Raw genomic sequence first — 22787 nt, forward strand, 5'->3', positions numbered from 1 at the left:
GATAATCAATAGGTATAAGCCGAGTCTTACGTATGACCTGCTTGAGAAGTACGAGGCCTTCAGGCTTCAGTACAGTAGATTGAGGACTTATGGAAAGGTCCAGGTCGGTATCCCGGAAGTTACTTGGAATGATATTGGTGATCTTGATGTGGTTAAGGAGGTTATTAATAAGTATGTAATAACCACTATGCAGAGGAGAGATATACTTGAGAAGCTTGGCATAGAGCCGATACACGGGATCCTCCTCTTTGGTCCTCCCGGCGTCGGTAAGACCCTCGTTGCTAAGGCGACGGCTAATACGCTCAAGGCAAACTTCGTAGAGCTCAATGGCGCCGAGTTGGCTAGGGTTGGGCCTGAGAGGGCTGCCGCGGTTGTTAGGGACGTGTTTAACATGGCGCGTGACAACGCCCCAGCCGTAATATTCATTGATGAAATAGACTCAGTAGCGCCGCCTAGGGATTCACCAATAGGTGGTGTTTGGTCTAATGTGGTTTCTCAATTATTGACGGAGATGGATGGGTTGAGAGGATTAAATGGGGTCATCGTTATTGCGGCTACGAATAGGCTTGGTTCATTGACCCCGCGCTTCTTAGGCCTGGTAGGTTCGATAAGATCATATACATACCACCGCCTAATAGGGATGCTAGGCGTGAGATTATTAGGATACACATTAGGAATGCGGAGGTTGAGGAGGATGTGATTGATTGGGTTGCCGAGGTCACTGAAGGTTACAGTGGTGCCGACTTGGCGGCGTTGGTTAGGGAGGCTAAGATGAGGGCCTTGGATAGGGTTTTAAGTGGTGATGATAGGATTAAGATTACGAGGGAGGATTTTGAGTATGCGCTTGGTAAGGTTCATCCATCATTAAGTAAGGAGGTACTTAGTCAGTATGAGGATTTTATTAAGAGGGTTAACCTGATGGTTTAGTACAGTATTTCTTGGATATTAATCAACAAATTATTATAGGCTTAGTAATTTAAAGGGTATTTCTCACATTTCGTTATGAGTCAAAAACCTGAGGCATTGAAGAACGTAATTGAGGAAGTTACGAAATTGGTAAAGGAGGGATATTCCCTAACGAGTATCGTGAAGGAGGTTACTGAGGCGATTAATAAGGATGTTGGCTTGAGCAAGGTGATATTCAATGAAATAAAGGAGTCCATGGTTAAGATAAGCCTGGCAATGTGCCGGTCGGCTTATTCACGCAATGCGCATTAATACCGAGTTATTACCTGACCGGTAAGACGCCAAGTATTGATTGGGGTGACGTGACAATGCACTTATTGGGTAAGATGATACATAGCCTGGCAATTGCCGAGATAAGGAATAGGCTTGGTAATAGGTGCGTTGAGGGTGTTGAGGTCATGTACACGTATAACGCATGGACAATGAGGGGTAAGCCAGACCTCGACTGTGGTAATTACTACCTAGAGTTCAAGACCATAATGGGTAGGGTTACGAAGGCCAGGTTATTCCATGACCTAATACAGGCGGGTTTCTACTCGGCGGCGGGCAATAAGAATACGTATGTTCTTTACCTGGTGCTTAATGATAGTGTGCTACGAAATATAGTACCCATTGAAGTAATACCTGAGGTTGGTTACCCAGTCATCTACGCCTTTAAGCTTTGGGTTAAGGCAGTGGAGGGAGGTGATATTGGCGCACTTGTTGCTAAGACAACATCATGCAAGGTGTGTAGGTTTAGGAATATTTGTATAATGAGGACTAAGAACCCGCACGAGGTCCTACTTCCGGGCAAGGAATTACTTGATAATTACCTAGATTATGTGAAGCATGAGGTATCGAAGGCCGGAGTTAAGGTGATTGGTTGATGAGTCTTGAAGAAATAACTGACCTAGCGAATTACCTATTGAATAGGTTGCAGCTTAGGGACACGCATTTTGTAACCTCGATTTCTAAATGCTCATTACTATCCCTCAGAAGAGATGTTAGTATAATGGATGAGGCTTACAGTGAGTATCTGCCAAGGATCCTGACAGTATGTGCCACAGAGAAGCACGTGATTAGGTTGAGGATTTAATGCTTGAGCTACCGAGGCTTTTAAGGTGTGGTGATTCATTAATATTACCGAAGCTTATGCTCCTTAAGGACAATGTTAAGTCCCACATAGTCGAGGCATTACTTGTGGCTGCCCTACTCAATACTGAGATTCAGCTTCATTACTTATCTAGGAACATCAATGGCGATATTGAGGAGGGTCTATCAATACCAATAAAGCCGAGTGGGGTAAGGAATTACTTGATGCTGTTATTAAGTCCTTGAGGAATAAGGAGGTTGAGGTTAAGACAATAAGCTGCGGTTCATGCCCATTAAGGGATGTATGTCCATTCAGTAAGTTGGGTGATAAGGTCGTAATACCTGGTGAAACCATGAAGATAGTTGAGGACCTATATAGTAAGTTGGTTATGGAGGTTACGAACGCGCAGGAAGAACGTAATACAGAGGCTTTAATACCGCCGGGTTCACTGGATAGGGAGAGCGTCCGGGATTACCTTAAGCGAGTCACTGAGTGGGCTCGTTCTCATGGCAGGACTTGGGTTAGTGTTGCGGTGGGTAGGTGCCTATATGTGGTAGGGAGGGTACGCTGGTGATTAGGGTTACAGGTAGTGGAGAGAGGGTTCTTTATAGGCATGGTTCATCAACATGCACTATTGGTACGATAGATGAGTCGATTGATAAGATAAGAATTGACAGGTTTCTAGAGATTGAGAATAACGAGGCAAGAGGTAAGTGACCGGAGACTACGTGCATTAATTGTTATAAGTAGGTTTTTAAGTGCCTGGGTTAATGACGTTGAAAATCGGTATTGTCGATACCACATTTGCCAGGGTTGACATGGCTAGGTATGCCATTGAGGAGTTAAGGAATAATGAGCCTTCCGTAATGATAGAGAGAATAACAGTGCCCGGCTTCAAGAATACTCCCTGGGCAGCTAAGCAATTGATAAATAAGGGTGTTGATGCCGTTATGGTATTTGGGTGGATTGGGCCGAGCCTAACGGATAAGATAACCTATGCCGTGGCCTCCATGGGCCTCATAATGCTTCAAATCGAGTATGATAGGCCAATAATAGACGTGACGGTTCATGAGGATGAAGCACACAATGAGAAGGAACTATTTGACATCGCGGTTGACAGGTCCAGGAAGCATGCAAGAGGCCTCATACTTATGCTTAAGGGCGAGTTAACGAGGTGGGCCGGCATGGGGCTTAGACAGGGTCGACCGGATGCTGGGCCAATTATTAAGTAAAACTTTATTTAATACTATGTAGGTGTCCTTGTTGTGAGCTCATCGATTGACTTGATAAGGAAGATCTTTAATGAATTAACGAGCGATAACCTACTAATTAGCACCAAGGATAGGCAAAACCCGCTAGTTTCCGAGTACATCATTAGGTATGGCAATAAATGCCCCAATATTGATAATATTGATGAGGATATAAGCATGGATAGGGAGTTGGCTTGGTACCAAGTATTGACTGTGGGGGTTGGTATGAAACTAAGTATAAATAGGGTTAGCTTGAGCTTAGGCCGCGTTGATAATTCCATAAGGATCACATTAAGGCTTATGAATGGTGATAGGCTGAAATCATCGGAGGAGTTTATAATAACATGTGGAGAAGTTAGGGATTCTATTTATGGTAAGTCCATCATAGATCTATTCATTAATTTGGACATTGTTTCAAGGTTCTTGAATACTGTAAAGGAGAGAAGAAAGTTAAGTGATAGCTTTATCGATGAATTATTGAGATTTCTAAGTAATGCTAAGTCTAGGGTTGAGCAAGATGTTAGGAGACTGGTCAGTGCTTATCAATGGTTTGAGGAGTGACGTGTTATGGTTAGGAAATTAATACTATTCCTAGAGATGCATCAACCAAGGAGGTTAAAATACGGCGTACTTAATAAACTATGTGATTTGAGGAGTGATGAAATTAATGAAGTAGGTATAAGTTCGATAATATTTAATGACGAAGTGAATAGGGAAATACTGAATAGGGTTGCCGATAGGTCCTATGTACCAACTCGAGTTAATGAGGGATTTGGGTAATGATGGCTTTAGGGCCGCAATTTCGATTTCTGGTTCATTAATTGAACAATTATTAATGTGGCGACCAGATGTTATTGACTTGCTGAAGGAATTAATAAGGAGGGGTATTATTGAGTTGGTTGCTGAGCCTTATCATCATTCCTTGGCATCAATAATTAGTAGAGATTTATTTCTTGAGGAGCTGAGAGATCACGTTGAAATCAATAAATCACTATTCGGTCAAGTGCCTATTACCTACGAGAACACAGAATTCCTCTATAGAAATGATTGGGGCGCATTGATGGAAAAGGCTGGCGCGGCTATCGTGCTTACGGAGGGGGTTGATTGGGTGCTTGGTTGGAGAAGCCCAACGTACTTATACGGCGCGCCTAATTTAAGGATAAAGTTATTATTGAGACATTATAGATTATCTGATGATATTGGTTTTAGGTTCAGTAATAGATCCTGGGATCAATGGCCATTAACTGCTGATAAGTACATGGCATGGGTTAGGGCAACCCCAGGGGATTTCGTGCTAATTGGCCTAGACTTTGAGACATTTGGTGAGCACCATTGGCGTGAAAGTGGTATTTTCGAGTTCTTGGCCTGGCTTCCAAAGGAGGCACGTAGAGCTGATGTTACTTTCATACATCCATCGTCATTGGTCAATGAGGAACCCATTGATTATTTAGACATCCCATCAACGATATCCTGGGCTGATGTTGAGAAGGATGATAGTGCATGGCAGGGAAATGAACTACAGAGGATAGCGCTTGAGCATGTGGTCTCCATAGGCAATCTAATGAGGTCATACGGTCTTGAAAAAAAACCTGGAGATACTTGTTAATGAGCGATCATTATTACTACATGTCGATGAAGTACGGACCAAGTGGTGAGGTTCACAATTACTTTAATCCCTTTAATTCCGCATTTACTGCTTTTAAGGCCATCGAGGATGTGGTTGTGGGAATTACATGTGCGCTAGCTAATGCAAGAAAGGATAGGTTTTATGGAATTAAGTGAGTCGGTATAATACTATGGTAAATAAGGTGCTAGTTACCGTTAGGGCATCCTTTGAGTACGGCATAAGGCAGGACATTAGGGATTATCTATTTTTCTTTGATAGGGATGTGAATGTTAGGGCTACGGAGTTCCGAGGTGTCCTAATCATAGAGGTTAGTAAGGATCCTAGGCATGTGGCGCAGTTCCTCATTAATGCGCCAATACCTGAGAATGTATTAACTTCAATAGTGCCGATTATTTATGAGGGTAACTATAGTACTATTAATGACTTGGTAAGTAGTGTTCGTGATCACGTAAGTGGTGATTGTAGGGCTTATATTGTTAAGTGTAGATTACGTGGCTCCTCGATAGGCAACGATAATTGCGAGAATGCGGTGATCGGTCTATTAAGGGTTCTTGGATTTCGCACTATGTATAGGGGTGCTTCTGATTGTGCAGTTATTATTGAGGGTTTGGGTAATTGGTTTGGTATTTATGTCGGGCCTAGGTCGTTTGTGAGGGTTTAGTGAAAGTTTTGGTTAACCCTAGGTCAGGGCTTATATAGTAACCAAAAACTATTTTTTTACCTCCCCAGTAAAGAAATAGTAAATGCCTAGGATCTTCAAGAACGAAGCTGCATTAACGCCGGAATACATACCAGGTAAGCTACCGCATAGGGAGGAGCAGTTGAAGCAATTAGAGACGTATTTTAGTGGTTTCCTCGAAAGCCCGGGCTCTATGTACCCCAAGGTTATGCTGATTGGTAGGCCAGGTAGCGGTAAGACTGTAACGAGTAGGAAGTTTGGGAATTACGTGGTAAAGTTAAGTGAGAGGGTTAGGTATGTTCATGTGTCTTGTTTTCTCAACAGAACACTGAGTTCGGTGCTAAAGGACATTGCTGTTCAATTAAACATTGCAATACCAAAGAGGGGTTATTCAACGGAGGAATTACTTAAAATGCTACTAGACATGGTTAGGGAAAAGGACGTATATGCAATAGTAGCCCTTGACGACGTATTCCACCTGGTCAATAATAGTGGCCCACATGCATTAGGTACATTGATAAGACTTGGTGAGGAATACGTAAGTAGAGGCGATAAGTATAGGTTCGGCCTAATACTAATTAGTCAGGATCTAACCTTTAAAGACCAACTTGATAGAAGCTCGCAGAGTGCGCTTGGTAATACTGTCATCAAGTTCGAGCCATACACAAGGGATCAAATATTCGAGATACTCCTAGCGAGGGCTCAGGAGGCTTTAGTTGATGGCGCCTATGATGAGGAGATCCTCGAGATGATCGCGGATGTTTCCGGCATTAACGAGAGTTCGATGGATGATCACAGAGGCGATGCTAGGTATGCCATTGACATACTATGGAGAGCCTCGAAGCTCGCTGAGATGAAGGTACTGATAGGGTCTTGCCGGAGCACGTCAGGGAGCCATAAAGAACACGCTCAGGGGTATTAGAAGTGATGAGTTAAAGATGTTACCGCTTCATGAAAAGATATTCCTTCTGGCCATTGTTAGGAGTTTAATGAAGAATCCGAACTCGCCCTACATACTTTGGGACTGCTGAGGATGAGTATCAAATGCTCTGTGAGCAGTATGATGAGGAACCCAGGAAGCACACGCAGTTATGGGAGTACCTTAGGGACTTGAATACAAAGGGCTTTGTTGAGACTAGGACGTCTAGTAAGGGTATGAGGGGTAGGACAACGCTAATCTCAATACCGTCAGAGCCCCTAGCCACATTAGAGGAAGAGTTGGAAAAAAATAATTAAGGGTGAGTTGGGTACGTGAGTGTTGATTTCGTAGAGAGCCTATTTTCATCGAGGATTAGGGTTAGGGTGCTTAAGGCGTTGATTAAGTATAAGGAGGTGAACATAACGAAGCTCTCCAGGGAGTTGGGCGTTAATTATAAGGTAATTGAGTACCACATAGAGGCCCTTAAGAGACTTGGCATAGCTGAGGAGAAGAGGTTTGGTAGGATAAGGATAATAAGGCTCAGTGAGGCGACCCACGGGTTTTAGCCATTGAACGCTTCTTCACAGAACTTGAGCAGGCATTTGCTAACTCTGATTCACGTAATCAAGGATCCTCTTAGCCAATTTATAATGCACATAATCAACCAACTGGCCCTCAAGCTTATTGCCCCACGGCCCTCCTTAACCGCCCTTTCATAAGTCTCAACAACCCTCCTAGCCCAATTGACCTCCTCCTCACTTGGTGAGAAGACCTCGTTGGCCACGGGTATCTGGCTCGGGTGAATGACCTGCTTTCCGATGAAACCCATGGACTTAGCCTCAACACACTCCCTCCTAAAGCCCTCAATATCCTTAATATCAAAGAACACCTTATCGATTGGGTCAACCCCATAAACCCTGGCTGCGGAGACTACCATTGTCTTAAGGACCTGGTTTTGTTCGTAAGTCTTCACTACGCCACCGACCGAGAGTGCGAAGTCGGCTGCCCCATAGGACACGGCGGTAACGCCCTCACTCCTGACGACATCCTCAACCCTAAGCAAACCCCTAGCCGTCTCTATGAGCGGCTCTATTTCCCTACCCGTGGCCTTATATACGAAGCCTAGGTCAAACTCAGCCTTTGGAATCACGACGCACTTAACAACATCGATCTTATACACGGTATCGATGTCCGCATAGAAGAAGGGGGTCTTTGGGTCATTAACCCTAACACAAACCTCCTTACCACCCAATCAAGTTGTGGAAGTAATTCCCTTATTAACTTACGTGCCGCTTCCTTACCATCAATAGGCACCGCATCCTCAAGGTCAATAATCACAGAATCAGGCTTCAACTCAAGGGCTGCCTTCCTAATCATGCGTTCATTATTACCAGGAACAAATAATTGGGACCTCCTCAAAACCACGGGAAGAGCTAGGATTAATTACTAATTAATTTTACCCATTAAAACACCAAAACAGCCCTACCCAAAACCCTCTGGTTCATTAAGTCATCATATGCCTTATTAACATCCTTAAAGCTATAAATCCTGTAAATAGGCTTAACAACACCTCTATGAAGAAGATCAACAGCCTCAATCACCTCCCTCCTCGTATACGCAGCCGAACCAACTATCCTATGCTCTCTCATTACCGTAAGCGCAGGTCTCATTAACCTAATCTCCTCACCCTCAGTATTACCTATCAGCACCAACGTACCCTCACGCCTTAACGCCCTGAGACTCTCGTTTATGGTAGCTGCACCCACAACCTCCAAAACGGCATCAACATCCCTAACTTTCCTCGAAAATTCCCTATCAGTGATAACTTCGTCTGAGTACTTAGCCACAAAATCCGCCTTACTTGGTGACGTTATCGAAATCACATACGCACCAAGATACTTAAGATATTGAATAGCGTGTATGCCGACGCCACCTCCAGCTCCCGTGACGAGAACCCTAGTGCCTGGACTAGCATTACCCAGCTTACTTGCGTGAATCGCCGTTGCCAATGGGCATACTGCTGCGGCGTACTTAACGTAGTCACTGTCTGGCAACTCGAATACGTTGTTTCTCGGTGCTATTACAGCCTCCGCGTAGCCACCAGGCCTGTTTTCGCCAAAGAATTGAAGGTTCAAGCACAGGTTATCCTTACCGGCCCTACAGTATGGGCATGTGCCGTCAGTAATTGCCCCAAACACACCAACAGACTTCCCATTAAGTTCACCAAATATTTCATGACCGAGGATCAACGGAGGCTTCAAGTTCTTGAAACCACCCCTCCAAATAACCAAGTCACGACCACAAATACCCTCAGCCTTCACCCTCACCACGACGTCATTAGGTCCAGGTTCACCAATATCATACTCCTCAATACTGAAGGGCTTATTGAATTCTCTTAGTACGGCTGCTAATACCCGCATTATTATTGTGTTTGAACGAGTCGATTATTAAACTAACTAATACATATTTTATTTAGGACCTAACGTTAAGCATTCTCGGTCAGCCTCTCTCCATCAAAGTAATACTTATTTCCTTAGCCCCCTTTTGCATTACGTGGAAACGTGTATTGTATTGCCGACAATAAACGAGGCCAATAACCTGAGAATACTACTGCCAATGCTAAGGAATTACCTAGTTGATTATGACTGGTTCGTGGTGGTTGTGGATGACGGTAGCACTGATGGTACTCAAGACGTTGTAGCGGAATTCGCCAAAGCAACGAAAAGGGCTGAACTAATCGAGAGGGGTGTTAGACTCGGCCTGGGTAGTGCCATTAAGGTTGGCATGAGAGCATGCCTAGAGAAGGGTGCTAGGTCTATTGTTGTTATGGATGCCGACCTGCAGCACCCACCTGATGTGGTTCCAAACCTTGTTAATGCCGTGCTTAGGGATGGTGTGGACTTGGCAATAGCCAGTAGGTATATTGGAGGTGGCGGCATCGTTGGTTGGTCATTTAAGAGACTTGCCATTAGTAAGGGGGCTACGTACATGGCCAGGTTATTAATGCCCTGGGCCCGCAGCATTAAGGATCCAATTAGTGGGTTCTTCGCCGTAAATGCGGAGAGACTAAGGGGTGTAATTAACTTGCTTAGTGATTCAGCGGGTTACAAGTTGATTCTAGAGTTATTGACGTTATTTCACGTGAAGTATGGTGATTCATTCAGGGTTGTTGAGGTACCGTATACCTTCAGGAATAGGGTTTATGGTGAAAGTAAGTTAGGTGCTCATGAATTAATTAATTATGCGATGCTCGTACTTAAGCTTAGTAATTACTCAGTGCTTAAGTACTTAGTATCTCTAGTAATTGGTTCCATAGTTGGTTATCTACTCTTTAACGTGTTATCGAACATGAACCCAATAGTCTGCAATTTAATATCCATAGAGTTATCCCTGTTCACCGTTATCACTATTTATCAATTGTTAATGGGCATGAAACTACAACTACAGTATTACGCGAAGTATCACCTGGTTAAGTACGTTGCTGTGGCCGTGAAGTTAATGCTCTATATGGCGTCAACGCCCGTGCTTATAGCACTTATGGTCTCAGGAATAATACAATTATTAATGACACTTAGAATAATAACCATAAGTCCGACAATAATACACGTGATATGAATCACGAAAGGCCTTTTAATTCAATTACCTCACTACATTTTCATGTAATGATAATACTCCTAACGACGGTACCTGGGATTGAGGATATCGTAATTAATGAAGTCAAGGAATTATTTAGGGATAGGGTTGCTGCAGCGGAGGTTTTTGGTTCATCCAATGTGACTGGTAAGGTACTGGTAAACGTAAGTGGTGTGACCATTAACGAGCTAAAGACGCTAGGCACTGTGGAGCACGTGGTAATGGTCCTCGACATAGGAAATGTTGGTAAAGACGTAGGGAGTTTAAGGGATTGTATTTGGAGACTAAGACTTGACGAGTTACTTAATTATTACACTCCAAATACCACAATTGGTATAATGGCCGATAGGTCTGGAGATCATGAATTCAGGAGCCCAGATGCAGCGGCATTACTTGGTGAGAGGATTTCCGAGTTCCTGGCGTCCATGGGCATTAAACCCCTCTTCAACCTTGATAATGCCGACCTAACATTGAGACTTATTATCGACCAGGACAAGTGCGTGCTTGGTATATCAATAACCCGTAAGCCACTTAGGAATAGGCCGTACAGGAGGTTTAATCATCCAGCAGCGTTAAACCCCATACTGGCTAATGCAATGTTTAGGGTATTGAGTCCAGCCCCATCATCGAGGGTTTGCGACATAACCTGTGGTAGTGGTACGATAGTTATTGAGGGTGCCTTATTGAGGAGAGACGTGAGTTTTCTATGTATTGATATTGATTATGGCTACGTCAGTGGAGCATTGATGAATGCGCGGGAGGCTGGTGTAGATTATCTAGTTGATTTCGTGGTTATGGACTCGACAAGACCAGCTATCAGAGATAATGTGTGCGCACATGCAATTTTCAATCCTCCATTTGGGATTCGAATCGAGCCCCTCAAGGGAGTAACAGGCTTCTATGACTCATTGTTAAGAGCACTTAGGGGAGTTCTTAGGGATGGTTCGAGTGCCGTATTTATAACTGTTAGGAAGTCCCTGGTCCGGAAAATACTTGCTAAGTATGGGTTTAGGATAATGAGTGAGAGGGTCGTTGAACAGGGTGGTATTTGGAGTTCTATTTTTAAGGTTGTTAGGGAATAAGGAATTGATTATTTGATTTTAAGGAGTATTCTATTGAGCCTTTGGTATGAATGATCTCTGATCCTCATTTGGAAATAGCCTATCAAGGACTTTCCTAGGCACCTTGTACACCCTGAGTGCTATCTCCCTAATCAACTTATCATGAGGTACGCATTTAGTCAGGTTAAGCCTAAGGCAGTGTGTGTATTTCATGATCTTCTTCTCCTCAATCTTCTTAATATTACCAAGCGCGATGTCCTCAGCCACTCTAAAGGCTACATAAAACTTCACATACCTCATGAATCTATCTGCCAGGTCTGGAAAGGCTGTGCTTAATGCTTTATATGTGCCCACGAAGTTCTCCTCAGGGAAGTCTGGAAACCTCATTATTGTACCAGTGAATACATACCTCAATAACCTAAATCCTCTCTCCTCGGTCTTAGGCCCCAACACCTCATTATCAACCATTTTCCTAAACTGTTCAGTATCATTATCACCTAGTTGAAAGTTTTTATTCTTAAGGAAGTTATACGCCTCGTCACACGCAATTTCCACATTGAAGATGTTCTTGAGTGCATTGGCGAGCTCGCCATCAAGTAGCCTAGGCCGTATTTACCAACTATGTATACCGTGGCTATTTCCTTATCGTAAATCCTAACCTTACTAAAGCCCCTGAAGGCTCGACGCCCTTCTGTTTATAAATAATATATACTAACTCCTCGAGTTGATTTCTTGTACTTACCTCATTCCTCATTATCTTACTCCATATCTCCGTGACGGCCTCAATACGGTCTTTATATAGCTGCCTAGCATCTAAGCCACTACTCATATTAGCAATCCACCTATCCAAAGTTCTCCCAAAAACAGTGCCTTATAACCCTTGTGCTTCAGGACCTATGACTGAGTAGCGGCCTTAACCTGCTGAGATCGCTTGGGGAAGATAACAATCCTCGTTGGAAGAGGTAACTTGGATGCAGCCCTCCTAAGAGCTTCCTTAGCATGTGCCAGGTTCTTATTCTCAACCTCAAGGTGCATTATCACCGTGCCTGGCTTAAGTATCCTCGCAGCCCTACCTGAGGGTACGCCAAATGATAACCTCATGCCCTGCTGTAGACGGTCTGCACCGGCCATGGCTAGCATCTTATTTTCCCTAATCACGTGGAAGGGATAGACGTTTATCTTTAGGTAGAAGTTGGGGTCATTAACGTACTTAGACAGGTACTTATACGCCATCTGCCTAGCAGCCTCAAGGGCATTAGCTTATCTGACCGGTCTCCTCAGCCACAAGCTCAACCACGTAATCAAACCTCGCCCTCTCCCTGGGCTTCGTATTACCAAGCTCAAACCTAGGTATTTGAACATATGGAGCACCGGCTATGTACTCAGTCCTCGTGTAGGGTCTCTTTAATCTCCTATAACAACGCGCAGGCCTGAGTGGCATAGCAACGTCGAGTTACTGGGGAAGCATGGGTATTTAAACACTACGCCCACTAAATCCTACTAATCCTCAACGAACCAACATACCTCTTAATCCATGAAACAAGTTCCTCGTACGTTCTCTCACCATCCCTCGTGAGTTTCACAAATCCATCACCATCAATAAGGACTAGGTTCCTCTCAATCATCCAATTAAGGTACCTCTCCAACTTATCATACGATAAGCCACAGGCCGTGGCCAACCTAGTCCTCTTCATAGGCCCATTATTAACCAAGGCTCGATGATCCGCGCCAATACGTATAGGTCAGGTCTGAATTCCCTGGAGTTCATGGTAAATCCACCTAAGCTCAATGATTAAGCCGCCCAGGGACCATAGCCTTTTAGCGTCGTTGGATAGGTCATCCCATTCAATGGCTAGTGCAATTACGAGGTCAATTATTACGGCCATGGCTATTGTATACCACGTCCAGGAAGTATAGCCTAGGAACATTATCAATACCGACACCGCCATGAAAATGAGTAGAAAAAGGAGTATTGATAATGCTAATAACTTGACTATAATTACTAGGCATAACCAATCCTAGCCCTATTAATTTTATACTCAATATCATCAAAATCCAGTGTCGATAGAATCTCGAGAATGCCGGAAACACCCAACTGCATTTTTCATCCCAATCACCATAAGCACTTACATTCTTTATCAATTTATCAATACGCGTATAGACGTAATACGGCACTATTATTAACACCGCAATTATGGTGAGTATACCAAGCCCTGATGGCAATAGCGTTATTTCCTGGGCCATTACTATGTATGTTATAATGGACATTATGTACGCCCCCAGCATCACGGCAATTATTATCAATGCGTTAGTTAAGATCCTCGGTAATTCATTAAGAACATTATTAACACCTTCAATGCGAATAAGCGCGTCCCTAAGCATCATAAGCTTAGCCTTAGCATCTTCAATGCTCATATTACAAACACCACCTTGCTTACCTGGACCACGACCACTATATTATTACTACTATTGGTTGTTACCAATAGGTAAGTGCCCGTTCCGCAGGGTGATATGTTACTAAAGAACCGTGAGATAAGTGATGTCGTGTTTAATGGCATTAAATACATTGATTTGAGGCTAAATGTCGTTTCATAAATTACGAGGGGATTACTTAGGCTATTTAATGAATACGGCATCACTGAGGCATTGGATAATGGAATAACTCTGGCGCACTCAGGATATGCCATATAGTTACTTGGCGTAAATAGAAACGTAAACCTAATGGTACTATTGGGTTCTAGAGCCACTCTTGTGCCATTACCAAGATATATCATTAATGGTGCATTTGACGGATTAGTTATGGTCACTATTACCTTGGCATACGCATTATGAATGACGAGTATCGACAACATGAATCCCGTGGTTGAATTTACGGTAAATATGCCCGCTGGAATAGCATACGTATTGATTTCTACGTTTTGCCAATTTAGTATTATTATGGCCATCTCGGTGAGTACGGTTATTAATAATGCTATGATTAATAATCGACCCAACACCTTACGCTTACCCATTATGGATATTACGGTTATTAATTAATAAACTAAACTCCCCCAGGGAGAGTAACCATTTACTTAGAACCTCTCTGTGATTGCACCCTTATTATCGCCTCGGCAATGTCGCCATTAGTCTCCTTCAACGCCTTAATCGCCTCCTCCCTAGTGCAACCAGTCTCCTCCATGACGAGTCTGATATCGTCCTCACTCGGTTCATATTGCTGTGGGGCCTTTGCACGGTGGCTTGTTGGGGTTGTTGTATTATTAGTGATGTTCTTGGCTGCTGCATCGTTGGTTGCGGCTTAACGACTTTAATGTCCGAGTCACTGGCCTGCACTTGATATATTGATAGTCCCTGTATTTTCATTCTGGCAACCATGGGCTTATTAATCTCGATGGTTGAGCCATCGCCAAGATAAATAACCACCTTGGTTACGTTATTCACCTCCTCTAGATTTAAGTCTTGGATACCAAATCGTTTAAGCATTCTCTTTACTTCTCTTGGGTTTATGCCCACGAAGCCTTAACACAACAGCTATATTTAAGCAATTTTCATCTTAAAGATCGTTAACCACAATATGGTCCTAACATTTGTGCTATTGTTTGCGATGAGCATCCGTAGCCAAGTACGTGAGTTGGGAAGTACTGGATTACGTAGTATATGGAACCACTGCTTATGAGTTTGTCCAGATACCCGCCATACTCCAACTGGAATATTGCGCAGTACGGGCACTCCGGATCTAAGAACTCAATAACGGTTATATTCGCACTCGGGTTGCCAATACCAAGACCACTTGAGGCCAGTTCTCTAATAAAGGAAACCTGGGTTGAATTGGCCCTAAATCCATAACCAAGCTCCTGGCCTTGATACGTAAACGTAGTTACATTACCTAACTTACTATAATTAATGGCGTAGAAAACAAGGGGTGACGCGCCGGCAAGTACATAGGTTATATTATTTGCCTTATTAAGGACGATGAATAATGGGGTTCCAAGTAAATTACCTGGTACATTAAGCGTATAAGCCATTGTATTAATATTACTTAACGCACCCATTACTACATTTGCCAGGTACTGATCGCTCTCATTCACGGCGCAACCCGGATATTTATTTGCCAGGTACTGATATTGGGCTATTGGATACATTAATAAGTATGTAATATTATTCGTCTGTTCATAATAATACAGATAGTTATATGCAATTATGTATATGCTATTTACGGTATTTAATGTAGTATTTCCGCCATACTTATTATAAATGCATATAAGACCAAGCCAATTCTCAACACCTCTCTCAAATGCCTCAGCAAACGATACAGTTTGGGTTGTTGATGAAGATTGAGATGTTGAGTTTGTTTGGGGAGAGGTCTGGTTTTGAGTCGAGTTTGGTCCTACATTTATTAGTGGTGGTTTAGGCGCAAGGAAGTAAACTAAAACCGCGGCAAGTGCCGCTGCGAGTACTATTACGGTTATTAATAATATCCTGTTTATGCTCGCGGTACTTGACATAATCCTCTATCATTGTTTAGGATAAGTTAAAAACCTTACTAACCTTCCGTAGGTTCATTAAGAAAGACATTAATAATTTAAATTATAAATATTAATTACAATGGCTATTCGATTACGGATCAAGTTATCATCAATGATGGGTAGGACCACGGTAACAAAGGCTTTAGTGACCACGGGTTATGAGACCCAGGAGCCGGAAGTGCTAATACCCAGGGGCGTTGCTGAGGACCTAAACCTACTGCCCAAGCTACCCAGTGGTTCTGAGATTAGGAATTACGTGCTAGCTGACGGAACGGTGACTAGGCTAATACTAATACCCAATGCGGTTCAGGTTTGGGTCCTTGAGAATGATAGGGAAGTGGGCGGTATCACGGCACACGTAGCAGTTAGTGACCGTGCTGATGAGGTATTACTAAGTGATAAATTGGTCAGTAGGTTAGGCATTGTTTTACTGGATATTGGTGAGGGTGTTTGGTGCTTTAGGGATGAGATTGGGAGGACAGTTAGGAGGAGCCTATAGAACTTAGGAATGTCTTAACAGTACTTATGAAGGTATCTATCGGCGGTTTGCCCTGGGTGAATCCCTGCCCATAGGTCGTTGACCCACCACCCTTACCATTAACGCTTACGTTAAGTCTCGCCATTAATTCCCTAATGCCCACGCGCTTGGCGGTTTCAGGGCTTAGGTAAACCATGTACTCGGTTCCATTACCAACCCTATTCACTATCAACAACACAGTATTGGGTCTAGTACTTAAATACTCCTTGGCAAACTCCTGTATGTAATTCCTATCCTCATTCTCATACTCCATGTATGTGAATCCAATACCATTTATTGAGACCTCCCTACATGGCCTCCGCAACATCACCCTTAATCGCCTTCCTAGTCAATGCCTTAATCCTACCCTCCATCTTGCCCACATCGTTGAGTAGCTCCTTAACGCCCTTAACCACGTCCTCCCTACCCCTACCAATTAATTCGGATACCTCGTTGATGGAGTCCTCGAGAGACTCCACGTAATTTAGTGCATGCCTGCCCGTGGTGAATATGAACCTAACGACACCCTCCTGAATCTTCTCAACCTTAACGATCTTAATCATACCAATCTCACCAGTATTGCCTACGTGCATGCCACCGCAAGCCTCAACGTCGTATGGACTATCGTCCGGGCCCACCTGGACAATCCTCAACTTAGCCCCGGGCACCGCGCCTCCCTGGTATATGTAGACTCCGAACTTCGACTCAGCTTCGGTTCTGCCCAGCCACCTAATGATCACTGGGTAGTTGCAACAACCATTTGGTTTGCCAACTCCTCAATCTTCCTAATCTCGTCTCTACTGGGTAACTTATAATGCGTCACGTCAAGCCTACTGAAGGGTACGTTCTTCTCCGCACCTGCCTGCCAAACATGCCTACCAAGGACACGCCTAATGCTCTGGAGTAGTATGTGGGTCGCGGTGTGCATTCTCATTAGGTCGAGCCTACGGGCAGAATCCACGATGCCCTCCACAGTCTCGCTCTCCATTGGCGGCTCACCCTCAATAACATGCACGATCACTGGACCAACCCTCTGAACATCGACAACCCTCGCCTCACCCCTGCTATGCTTAATAATGCCGTGGTCAGCCACCTGCCCACCACCCTCTGGGTAGAACGCGGTTTGGTCTAGAACCACGTACTTACCCCTAATGACCCTAAGGACTTGGCGTTGAATTGAAATAGCCTCATATTCTCATAGAATAATTCCCTGGTCTGTGGTAGGTCCTGAACCTCCACTGGGTTCACATCAACCTTAGGCTTCTCCTCACCGACCTGTCTCTGATACCTGGCGGCGAGCCTTGAGTAGAAGTCGTCAGGTACTGAGACGCTTAGTCCAAGCTTTGATGATGCGACATCACGCACAATCTCCGGCGGTAGTCCCTGTGAGTCATAAAGCATCATTAAGTCATCGACCGTGAGTTCCCTCTTGCCGGTCCTCCTCTCCCTATCCCTAACGACCCTATCAATAATGCCCGGCGCCTGCCTAAGTAGTTCCTTAAACTTCCTCTCCTCAAGGTCGATTAATTCAAGTATTGTTTGTCTCTCCTCATAAACCTCTGGGTAGTCATCCCTTAGGGACTCGAGTTCCATGTTCATAATCTCTGTAAGCGGCATTTCAATACCTGCAACATACATGCTCCTAAGCATCCTCCTCAGCAATAGCCTACCCAGGTAACCAACACCGGAGTTACTCGGTATTACGCCATCGGTCATCATCCAGGATAGTGTCCTACCATGGTCACTAAGCATATACAGTGTCTCCTGGACCTTAAGTATGTTCCTAACCTCATTAACGTCCATGCCGACCTTACTCGATATGTATTCATAGGCCTTCTCAATACTCGTAACCTCAGGGTCAAGCTGGCCGAAGTAGGTTGCCATGTGCATTAGCATTTCATCGCTTGGCTTTGGAAGACCTAACCTACTCCTTAGCTTCTCAATGAATGGCCCAAAGACGGCATCATAAACAGTGGGCTTACCCGTGAGTAACCAGTAGATTCTCTCAAGTCCATAGCCCGTGTCCACGATCTTCATGGGCATCTCCACGTACTTACCATTGACAGTCCTATAATGCATAAAAACGAGCGTAGCTATTTCTAGGCCACCCACGAGAACCTCGAGGCACTCACCCGCATTACCGCCGCCCTCCCAAATATTCTCCTTATACGTGATTTCGTCATCCTTGAGGCCGAGTTCCTTCGTGAAGACTCATGCGCGTACTCGACAGTCTCATCAATCCAGTAAATGTACTTATCAGGGTAGTTAAAGGCGTGGTGTGCCATCATCTCAAAGCCCGTTAAGTGCCTACCGCTACGGCCGACCTTATCGATGTCCGTAAACCTAATGCTGGGTTGGGAAAGGGTCAGTGGATTTGCTGGTGGTGGTACAATGCCCTCCGTGACCCATGGTTGGAAATCATAAATTGATGCGCCAACTAAGTAAACATCGGACCTCCAACGCGCAACCACTGGATACCTCTTAATCCTAACATGGCCATGCCTCTCGAAGAAGTTTAGGAACCTCTCCCTAACATCCCTAATGGACTCAGGCCTGAACTTACCAGGTGGGTTTCCTATGAATAGGTATGGTGTACAGGGTTGGTCACCACAGGATTCCTGGTCCTTATTCAGCGTCCAGTAATGGTGCTTGCAGTATGGGCATTGCTTTCTATAAAACCTCATCCTATTGAATAACCTTATCCTCAATTCTTCCATAACTTAACGATAAATAAAAATGGGATTATTTTTATATTTTGTTCCTGTCGCAATTAAAATTCACTATTTACGCTTTGTCTCAAGGTCTCGGAAGTACTTATACAAGCCATCAACGGCCATTCTAAACAGGTGATAATGAGCTCATGTTCCTAAGCCTATCATAAATCCTCCTAAGGTCTTGATCCCTCTCCGCGAGAATTCTCTCAAGGTCACTAACACTCAATCCCTCCCTAACAGCCTCCTCAGCAGCCTTACCCCAAACATCCAATTGCCTGAGGTGCCTATTCAATAAGTCGGTGGCGTTGGGAACGAGCAAGTGATGCGTATAGGCTATGTACCTTGGATTCCTAGCTACCAACTTCTTGACACTATCAACATACAAGTCAAACCTAAGGGGTTCCATCGTAGTCGGTATTATGTACTCGAGATCCCTAACATAGATACCCGCCGCATCCCCGACAATGAGTATGTCCCAGGGCTCAACAATGAAGGATTGGTGATGGCTTGCGTGACCCGGCGTGTGTATCACCTCCACGGTAACGTCGCTGATGGTCACCCTATCACCGTCCTAGTCTCCCTAGCATTTCTACCTGGTATCTCAAGCGGCCTACCGTATAATTCACCGAGCCAACCCATGGCCTCCCTAGCAGGCACCCAAATAATGTCTGGATTAGGTAGAACCTTTAAACCCCTCGGATGAACGTAAACCTCGATATTTGGGTTAAGCCCCGCTAATGCACCAGTGCCGCCGTAATGATCAATGTGCACGTGCGTAATGAATACATGGGTAACATTGCCTAACCTCATTAATGCATTTCTCAGGTCGTTACTGGATACCGCAGGCCCTCCCTCAAAAACTATTACGCCTCTGCCTGTGTTTATTGCATACACTGAGACCAGGTTACTAAATCCACCTGGCTCTAAGTCTATTTGATATACATTATTCATTACCTCAATTGTCCGCACCATAAATAAACTTAAGACGTACTACTTAATAAATTGTGTGATAATTATATTATATATGGGGAAGTAGTGAAATATAGATAACGAATATTGTATTTTATGAACCAAACAGGCTGGAGAATCCGGCCGCAGCCTCTTCATCACTTGGGCCCTCCTTCTTTTCCTCAGTCGTCTCTTCCTTCTTTTCCTCTGACTTCCTTTCCTCTGTCTTAGTCTCGCTCTTTACTTGTTGTGGCTGCTGAGAGACCTGAAGCCAAGCTCGGGGGCCTTTGGCGCTATTACTGAGGCAAGCGCGTTTGCCTCTGACACGGCCTTAGCTAGTATATACTGCGCAGACTCCGGAGTTACGTACCTAGTGTTAACGGCTAGGTTCAGTGCCTCCATGTGGGCCTTGGCAATGGATACCCTAAGTACCTCTGGTGTTGGGTATGCCGTGTTGACGGCCAGGTTAAATGCATACCTAACGGCATCCTCGACCATTGACCTATACGCACCAATATTCAACCTAAGGTTATCAGCGGCTATTACATACTTACCCTTCAGTATTACCGCCTTTATCTTAAGGGTCTCGAATATGGGCTTTATATTCAATTTCTTCAGAATCTCGGCAGCATCTTCATTGATCTTATCACCCTTCTTAACGACCACCGTGTCCTTAACAATCCATATCTTGCCGTCCTGAACCTTGATCGGTATCTTCAACTTACCAAACTTACTCATTATTGGACCCGGGCCCATGTTCGTATTACCGGCAGGTGCCACTAGGTCGAATGGTGCTACATCACCGGGCATTGCCTCCCTCCTAACACCAGTACTCCAAATCCACCTGGCTAGCTCGAATGGATTCTCATTCGAGAATATTAACAGGTTTTCACCAGTGAATAGCTTCTCAATGTCCTCAGTGACACTACTCATCAACTGCCTAAGTGCTATTAGCACAAGGGTGTTCTTCGCCTTAATAACCCTGGCACCCCTCCTTCTAAGCCAGAACCTATACTCCTGGAGAACCCTGTTGGATGTTTCATGAATATCGACGATGAATGCAGTTTCATACTTGCTAAATAAATCCTTCAATTCATTAACAATCCTAACCTTCTTTTCCGGATAGGGCTTCGTCCTAACATATGTACGCCTAAACACTGGTTGTGAAGCCATACTGGCAAGAACCGCCCAAATGATGCACTTAATTAATTTTTCTTTCAATAAGTAGCTTAATAATGCAACATACGTAAGTAGGCATTAGTTGACGGTTCCTTGTCCTTCAGGGCAGGGAGGAGGTTGGTTATTTTTGATTTACCCAACCTGGACCACCAATAATAGATTAACGCAATTGGTTACATTAATGTTTCGGCTCTATGGGTTATTTAGATTGGTTGACTTTACTTAATCCCTATAATATCCATGAATATGTGGATTAGAGCCACTGGTTCTTACGGGTTAGGCTAAGCCTATTAACTTAACATCATTGTGGTATTATCAAGACCAGTTAAATGGTAGCATCACTAATAACCTGTCGTCTTCATACCGAGGGTTTATGCAGATACCTACTATTAACCACGTAATTAACACGTTGAGTTCGATAACCATAGCCATAACACCGACAGGTACCGACAATTGGAGGATTAGACCAATGAGTCACTTAACAACAGAACCCATGCTTTTGATGCTCATGGTCACTCAATCAATTTTATTAGTTCATAAGTGGTAGTGCTTCCCACCAACGGTATTGAAGGTAATACTTCATATTTAATGGTACTGTTTACCTTAGGGTTGGTGTAAGTACGACTAATGCTCAGAAACGCAGAAGTCTCTCGGCGTTTTCATGCGCTATCTTTTCTTTATCCTTATCGCTTATTGGTAGTTGGTGAAGGAATTGGACAGCCTCCTTCATAGATGAGTATGGGTAATCCGTAGAAAACATTATCCTTTCTGCCCCAACGTGCATATAAAGGTCAAGGAACGCGGGAATAAAGTTAAACCCGCTTATCGTGTAGCTTACATTCTCCTTAAGATAAGCGCTAATGGGTTTTTCAAGTCCTGTTAGTCTCGGAGGAAGCACCCTATCGAGTCTCTCCATAAAAAAATGAAACTCCCTCTCCTAGGTGGCCTATTATGACCTGGAGTTTAGGATGCCTATCAAAAACTCCGGCAAGAATCATCCGCAGTACATGAACGGCTGTGTCGATGTGCCAACCAAAGCCTGCTGTGGAAAAAAAACTATCGCAACCTCCTTCCTCAGTCCATTTTTATAGTAAGCTTCAAAGACGGGGGTAGGAGGCACATTTGGATGTAAATATATGGGAACCCCAAGATCCTCGGCTCCTTGTAACAAGGGTTCAAAAAAAATGGATCGTCAAGATACTTACCCTTATAGTTACCACTTATCATAGCGCCTTTAAAATTGTATTGCTTTACTATCCTTTCAAGTTCGTCAACCGCCTTTTCCGGATCGGCAATTGGGAGCGTGGCAAAGGCTGCAAACCTTTCAGGGTGTTTCATTATTATATCTGCGACGTAATCATTAACTTCTCTCGAAAAGGCCACGGCTTCTTCAATATCGAGTTGTTCTTTTCCTGGAGCCACTAGAGAGAGTACTTGCAGGTCTACTCCTGCTTCATTCATTTCAGAAATCCTAAGGGTCTCAATATCTAATAGTCTCCTCTTAATATCGGGATCTTGAGCATAGCTAAATGCGGAAGGAGGTACCATTTTGTATTTTTTTAGTAATTTTATCTGGAACGGAAAGGTGTTCCTCAAGAGCGATAATTTTCTTGAAGTTGTTCCTCACAATCTTTGCAACCCTTTTCTTGCATTTAAAAATAATGGTATTCAACCAGGTACTCACAAAAGGGAGTTAGAT

General features: G+C 44.0%; 38 protein-coding genes and 6 pseudogenes. 21 read left to right on the forward strand and 23 right to left on the reverse strand.

Annotated elements, in window-relative coordinates:
- The first annotated feature begins 79 nt into the window (after positions 1–79).
- The 17 genes from JCM16159_RS17525 to JCM16159_RS11490 all read left to right on the forward strand — a co-directional run bounded on the left by JCM16159_RS17525 (position 80) and on the right by JCM16159_RS11490 (position 7079).
- Positions 80–700 carry an ATP-binding protein gene (locus tag JCM16159_RS17525; RefSeq protein ID WP_243666770.1) on the forward strand — a complete coding sequence of 207 codons (621 nt, stop codon included), beginning with the start codon at positions 80–82 and terminating at the stop codon, positions 698–700.
- Positions 697–927, forward strand: a complete 231-nt coding sequence (locus tag JCM16159_RS17530) for a hypothetical protein (RefSeq protein ID WP_243666771.1) — start codon at positions 697–699, stop codon at positions 925–927. The genes JCM16159_RS17525 and JCM16159_RS17530 overlap by 4 nt, the downstream gene beginning before the upstream one ends.
- A gap of 75 nt (positions 928–1002) precedes the next feature.
- Positions 1003–1218, forward strand: coding sequence for a hypothetical protein (locus JCM16159_RS17535; protein WP_243666772.1), 216 nt, complete (start codon positions 1003–1005; stop codon positions 1216–1218).
- Positions 1185–1832 (forward strand): hypothetical protein, encoded by a 648-nt coding sequence (locus JCM16159_RS11455; RefSeq protein ID WP_243666773.1) that lies wholly within the window; start codon positions 1185–1187, stop codon positions 1830–1832. The genes JCM16159_RS17535 and JCM16159_RS11455 overlap by 34 nt, the downstream gene beginning before the upstream one ends.
- Positions 1832–2041, forward strand: coding sequence for a hypothetical protein (locus JCM16159_RS17540; RefSeq protein WP_243666774.1), 210 nt, complete (start codon positions 1832–1834; stop codon positions 2039–2041). Before JCM16159_RS11455 ends, JCM16159_RS17540 begins: the two co-directional genes overlap by 1 nt.
- Complete coding sequence (locus tag JCM16159_RS17545) at positions 2041–2283, forward strand: hypothetical protein (RefSeq protein WP_243666775.1); 243 nt, start codon at positions 2041–2043, stop codon at positions 2281–2283. Before JCM16159_RS17540 ends, JCM16159_RS17545 begins: the two co-directional genes overlap by 1 nt.
- Positions 2280–2612: a hypothetical protein gene (locus JCM16159_RS17550; RefSeq protein WP_243666776.1), complete on the forward strand. Its 333-nt coding sequence runs from the start codon at positions 2280–2282 to the stop codon at positions 2610–2612. Before JCM16159_RS17545 ends, JCM16159_RS17550 begins: the two co-directional genes overlap by 4 nt.
- A complete protein-coding gene (locus tag JCM16159_RS17555) occupies positions 2609–2755 on the forward strand; it encodes a hypothetical protein (protein WP_243666777.1) in 147 nt (48 codons plus the stop codon). The genes JCM16159_RS17550 and JCM16159_RS17555 overlap by 4 nt, the downstream gene beginning before the upstream one ends.
- A gap of 53 nt (positions 2756–2808) precedes the next feature.
- Positions 2809–3270, forward strand: a complete 462-nt coding sequence (gene ribC / locus JCM16159_RS11465) for a riboflavin synthase (RefSeq protein WP_054857949.1) — start codon at positions 2809–2811, stop codon at positions 3268–3270.
- A 33-nt stretch (positions 3271–3303) separates the two neighbouring features.
- Complete coding sequence (locus JCM16159_RS11470) at positions 3304–3849, forward strand: hypothetical protein (RefSeq protein WP_054857910.1); 546 nt, start codon at positions 3304–3306, stop codon at positions 3847–3849.
- 6 nt (positions 3850–3855) lie between these two features.
- Entirely contained in the window at positions 3856–4068 is a 213-nt protein-coding gene (locus JCM16159_RS17560; RefSeq protein WP_243666778.1) for a hypothetical protein, read from the forward strand.
- Positions 4034–4894 (forward strand): glycoside hydrolase family 57 protein, encoded by an 861-nt coding sequence (locus JCM16159_RS11475; protein ID WP_243666779.1) that lies wholly within the window; start codon positions 4034–4036, stop codon positions 4892–4894. The genes JCM16159_RS17560 and JCM16159_RS11475 overlap by 35 nt, the downstream gene beginning before the upstream one ends.
- Positions 4894–5070, forward strand: coding sequence for a hypothetical protein (locus JCM16159_RS17565; protein ID WP_243666780.1), 177 nt, complete (start codon positions 4894–4896; stop codon positions 5068–5070). Before JCM16159_RS11475 ends, JCM16159_RS17565 begins: the two co-directional genes overlap by 1 nt.
- A 14-nt stretch (positions 5071–5084) precedes the next feature.
- Positions 5085–5576, forward strand: coding sequence for a hypothetical protein (locus tag JCM16159_RS11480; RefSeq protein WP_054857911.1), 492 nt, complete (start codon positions 5085–5087; stop codon positions 5574–5576).
- A gap of 82 nt (positions 5577–5658) precedes the next feature.
- Positions 5659–6516, forward strand: a complete 858-nt coding sequence (locus JCM16159_RS11485) for an AAA family ATPase (protein ID WP_243666781.1) — start codon at positions 5659–5661, stop codon at positions 6514–6516.
- Between the two features lie 122 nt (positions 6517–6638).
- The gene (locus tag JCM16159_RS17570) at positions 6639–6830 is read left to right on the forward strand and encodes a hypothetical protein (RefSeq protein WP_243666782.1); all 192 of its coding nucleotides are present in this window, start codon (positions 6639–6641) and stop codon (positions 6828–6830) included.
- Positions 6831–6845: 15 nt separating this feature from the next.
- The gene (locus JCM16159_RS11490) at positions 6846–7079 is read left to right on the forward strand and encodes a winged helix-turn-helix domain-containing protein (protein ID WP_054857912.1); all 234 of its coding nucleotides are present in this window, start codon (positions 6846–6848) and stop codon (positions 7077–7079) included.
- 39 nt (positions 7080–7118) lie between these two features.
- On the opposite strand, the pseudogene JCM16159_RS11495 reads toward JCM16159_RS11490, so the two are convergent.
- Positions 7119–7890, reverse strand: a pseudogene (locus tag JCM16159_RS11495) (CoA ester lyase).
- Positions 7891–7976: 86 nt separating this feature from the next.
- Positions 7977–8933 carry an alcohol dehydrogenase catalytic domain-containing protein gene (locus tag JCM16159_RS11500; protein WP_054857913.1) on the reverse strand — a complete coding sequence of 319 codons (957 nt, stop codon included), beginning with the start codon at positions 8931–8933 and terminating at the stop codon, positions 7977–7979.
- Positions 8934–9066: 133 nt separating this feature from the next.
- Between JCM16159_RS11500 and JCM16159_RS11505 the strand changes: the two genes are divergently transcribed.
- Both JCM16159_RS11505 and JCM16159_RS11510 read left to right on the forward strand, forming a co-directional pair.
- Complete coding sequence (locus JCM16159_RS11505) at positions 9067–10128, forward strand: polyprenol monophosphomannose synthase (protein WP_243666785.1); 1062 nt, start codon at positions 9067–9069, stop codon at positions 10126–10128.
- Between the two features lie 47 nt (positions 10129–10175).
- On the forward strand, positions 10176–11228 hold the full coding sequence (locus JCM16159_RS11510; RefSeq protein WP_054857915.1) for a methyltransferase: 1053 nt from the start codon (positions 10176–10178) through the stop codon (positions 11226–11228).
- 30 nt (positions 11229–11258) lie between these two features.
- Here JCM16159_RS11510 and JCM16159_RS11515 read toward each other — a convergent pair whose 3' ends face one another.
- From JCM16159_RS11515 to JCM16159_RS11545, 10 genes and pseudogenes are all read right to left on the reverse strand, one after another.
- The gene (locus JCM16159_RS11515; protein ID WP_367834489.1) at positions 11259–11762 is read right to left on the reverse strand and encodes a DUF2192 domain-containing protein; all 504 of its coding nucleotides are present in this window, start codon (positions 11760–11762) and stop codon (positions 11259–11261) included.
- Positions 11705–12036 (reverse strand): annotated as a pseudogene (locus JCM16159_RS19500) (DUF2192 domain-containing protein). Before JCM16159_RS19500 ends, JCM16159_RS11515 begins: the two are co-directional and overlap by 58 nt.
- Before the next feature lie 65 nt (positions 12037–12101).
- Positions 12102–12648 (reverse strand): annotated as a pseudogene (locus JCM16159_RS11520) (50S ribosomal protein L16).
- Between the two features lie 49 nt (positions 12649–12697).
- Positions 12698–12901, reverse strand: coding sequence for a winged helix-turn-helix domain-containing protein (locus tag JCM16159_RS11525; RefSeq protein ID WP_054857916.1), 204 nt, complete (start codon positions 12899–12901; stop codon positions 12698–12700).
- A 48-nt stretch (positions 12902–12949) separates the two neighbouring features.
- On the reverse strand, positions 12950–13093 hold the full coding sequence (locus JCM16159_RS17580; RefSeq protein ID WP_243666786.1) for a hypothetical protein: 144 nt from the start codon (positions 13091–13093) through the stop codon (positions 12950–12952).
- Positions 13077–13622: a hypothetical protein gene (locus tag JCM16159_RS11530; protein ID WP_054857917.1), complete on the reverse strand. Its 546-nt coding sequence runs from the start codon at positions 13620–13622 to the stop codon at positions 13077–13079. The genes JCM16159_RS17580 and JCM16159_RS11530 overlap by 17 nt, the downstream gene beginning before the upstream one ends.
- Positions 13619–14218, reverse strand: a complete 600-nt coding sequence (locus tag JCM16159_RS11535; RefSeq protein ID WP_054857918.1) for a hypothetical protein — start codon at positions 14216–14218, stop codon at positions 13619–13621. Before JCM16159_RS11535 ends, JCM16159_RS11530 begins: the two co-directional genes overlap by 4 nt.
- A gap of 56 nt (positions 14219–14274) precedes the next feature.
- The gene (locus JCM16159_RS17585; RefSeq protein WP_243666787.1) at positions 14275–14385 is read right to left on the reverse strand and encodes a UBA domain-containing protein; all 111 of its coding nucleotides are present in this window, start codon (positions 14383–14385) and stop codon (positions 14275–14277) included.
- Positions 14340–14717, reverse strand: a complete 378-nt coding sequence (locus tag JCM16159_RS11540; protein ID WP_054857919.1) for an NAC domain-containing protein — start codon at positions 14715–14717, stop codon at positions 14340–14342. Before JCM16159_RS11540 ends, JCM16159_RS17585 begins: the two co-directional genes overlap by 46 nt.
- 50 nt (positions 14718–14767) lie before the next feature.
- On the reverse strand, positions 14768–15709 hold the full coding sequence (locus tag JCM16159_RS11545) for a thioredoxin domain-containing protein (protein ID WP_054857920.1): 942 nt from the start codon (positions 15707–15709) through the stop codon (positions 14768–14770).
- Between the two features lie 100 nt (positions 15710–15809).
- Between JCM16159_RS11545 and JCM16159_RS11550 the strand changes: the two genes are divergently transcribed.
- Complete coding sequence (locus tag JCM16159_RS11550; RefSeq protein ID WP_054857921.1) at positions 15810–16229, forward strand: hypothetical protein; 420 nt, start codon at positions 15810–15812, stop codon at positions 16227–16229.
- Here the strand turns inward: JCM16159_RS11550 and JCM16159_RS17590 are convergent.
- The 8 genes and pseudogenes from JCM16159_RS17590 to JCM16159_RS11565 form a co-directional block, all read right to left on the reverse strand.
- A complete protein-coding gene (locus tag JCM16159_RS17590) occupies positions 16213–16578 on the reverse strand; it encodes a hypothetical protein (RefSeq protein WP_243666788.1) in 366 nt (121 codons plus the stop codon). The two genes, JCM16159_RS11550 and JCM16159_RS17590, sit on opposite strands and share 17 nt — an antisense overlap.
- Entirely contained in the window at positions 16556–16987 is a 432-nt protein-coding gene (locus tag JCM16159_RS19505; RefSeq protein WP_367834490.1) for a hypothetical protein, read from the reverse strand. Before JCM16159_RS19505 ends, JCM16159_RS17590 begins: the two co-directional genes overlap by 23 nt.
- On the reverse strand, positions 16984–17385 hold the full coding sequence (locus JCM16159_RS19510; RefSeq protein ID WP_367834491.1) for an alanine--tRNA ligase-related protein: 402 nt from the start codon (positions 17383–17385) through the stop codon (positions 16984–16986). The genes JCM16159_RS19505 and JCM16159_RS19510 overlap by 4 nt, the downstream gene beginning before the upstream one ends.
- A pseudogene (locus JCM16159_RS11555) lies at positions 17376–18964 on the reverse strand (alanine--tRNA ligase-related protein). The gene JCM16159_RS19510 and the pseudogene JCM16159_RS11555 overlap by 10 nt, the downstream one beginning before the upstream one ends.
- 121 nt (positions 18965–19085) lie before the next feature.
- The gene (locus tag JCM16159_RS17595) at positions 19086–19520 is read right to left on the reverse strand and encodes an MBL fold metallo-hydrolase (protein WP_243666789.1); all 435 of its coding nucleotides are present in this window, start codon (positions 19518–19520) and stop codon (positions 19086–19088) included.
- Positions 19517–19933, reverse strand: a complete 417-nt coding sequence (locus JCM16159_RS17600; protein WP_243666790.1) for an MBL fold metallo-hydrolase — start codon at positions 19931–19933, stop codon at positions 19517–19519. The genes JCM16159_RS17595 and JCM16159_RS17600 overlap by 4 nt, the downstream gene beginning before the upstream one ends.
- Before the next feature lie 91 nt (positions 19934–20024).
- Positions 20025–20132, reverse strand: a pseudogene (gene rpl12p, locus JCM16159_RS19515) (50S ribosomal protein P1); the annotation flags it as partial.
- Between the two features lie 17 nt (positions 20133–20149).
- Positions 20150–21082, reverse strand: coding sequence for a 50S ribosomal protein L10 (locus JCM16159_RS11565; RefSeq protein ID WP_243666791.1), 933 nt, complete (start codon positions 21080–21082; stop codon positions 20150–20152).
- A 379-nt stretch (positions 21083–21461) separates the two neighbouring features.
- Between JCM16159_RS11565 and JCM16159_RS17605 the strand changes: the two genes are divergently transcribed.
- Entirely contained in the window at positions 21462–21635 is a 174-nt protein-coding gene (locus JCM16159_RS17605; protein ID WP_243666792.1) for a hypothetical protein, read from the forward strand.
- 84 nt (positions 21636–21719) lie between these two features.
- Here the strand turns inward: JCM16159_RS17605 and JCM16159_RS19520 are convergent, their stop codons facing one another.
- The 3 genes and pseudogenes from JCM16159_RS19520 to JCM16159_RS19530 form a co-directional block, all read right to left on the reverse strand.
- On the reverse strand, positions 21720–22004 hold the full coding sequence (locus JCM16159_RS19520) for an amidohydrolase family protein (RefSeq protein WP_054857922.1): 285 nt from the start codon (positions 22002–22004) through the stop codon (positions 21720–21722).
- Positions 21988–22119 (reverse strand): annotated as a pseudogene (locus tag JCM16159_RS19525) (amidohydrolase); the annotation flags it as partial. The gene JCM16159_RS19520 and the pseudogene JCM16159_RS19525, both read right to left, overlap by 17 nt.
- Positions 22120–22162: 43 nt before the next feature.
- Positions 22163–22684 (reverse strand): amidohydrolase family protein, encoded by a 522-nt coding sequence (locus JCM16159_RS19530; protein ID WP_367834492.1) that lies wholly within the window; start codon positions 22682–22684, stop codon positions 22163–22165.
- Positions 22685–22787: the final 103 nt, after the last annotated feature.

Source organism: Vulcanisaeta sp. JCM 16159 (assembly GCF_001316265.1).
Lineage (GTDB): Archaea > Thermoproteota > Thermoprotei > Thermoproteales > Thermocladiaceae > Vulcanisaeta.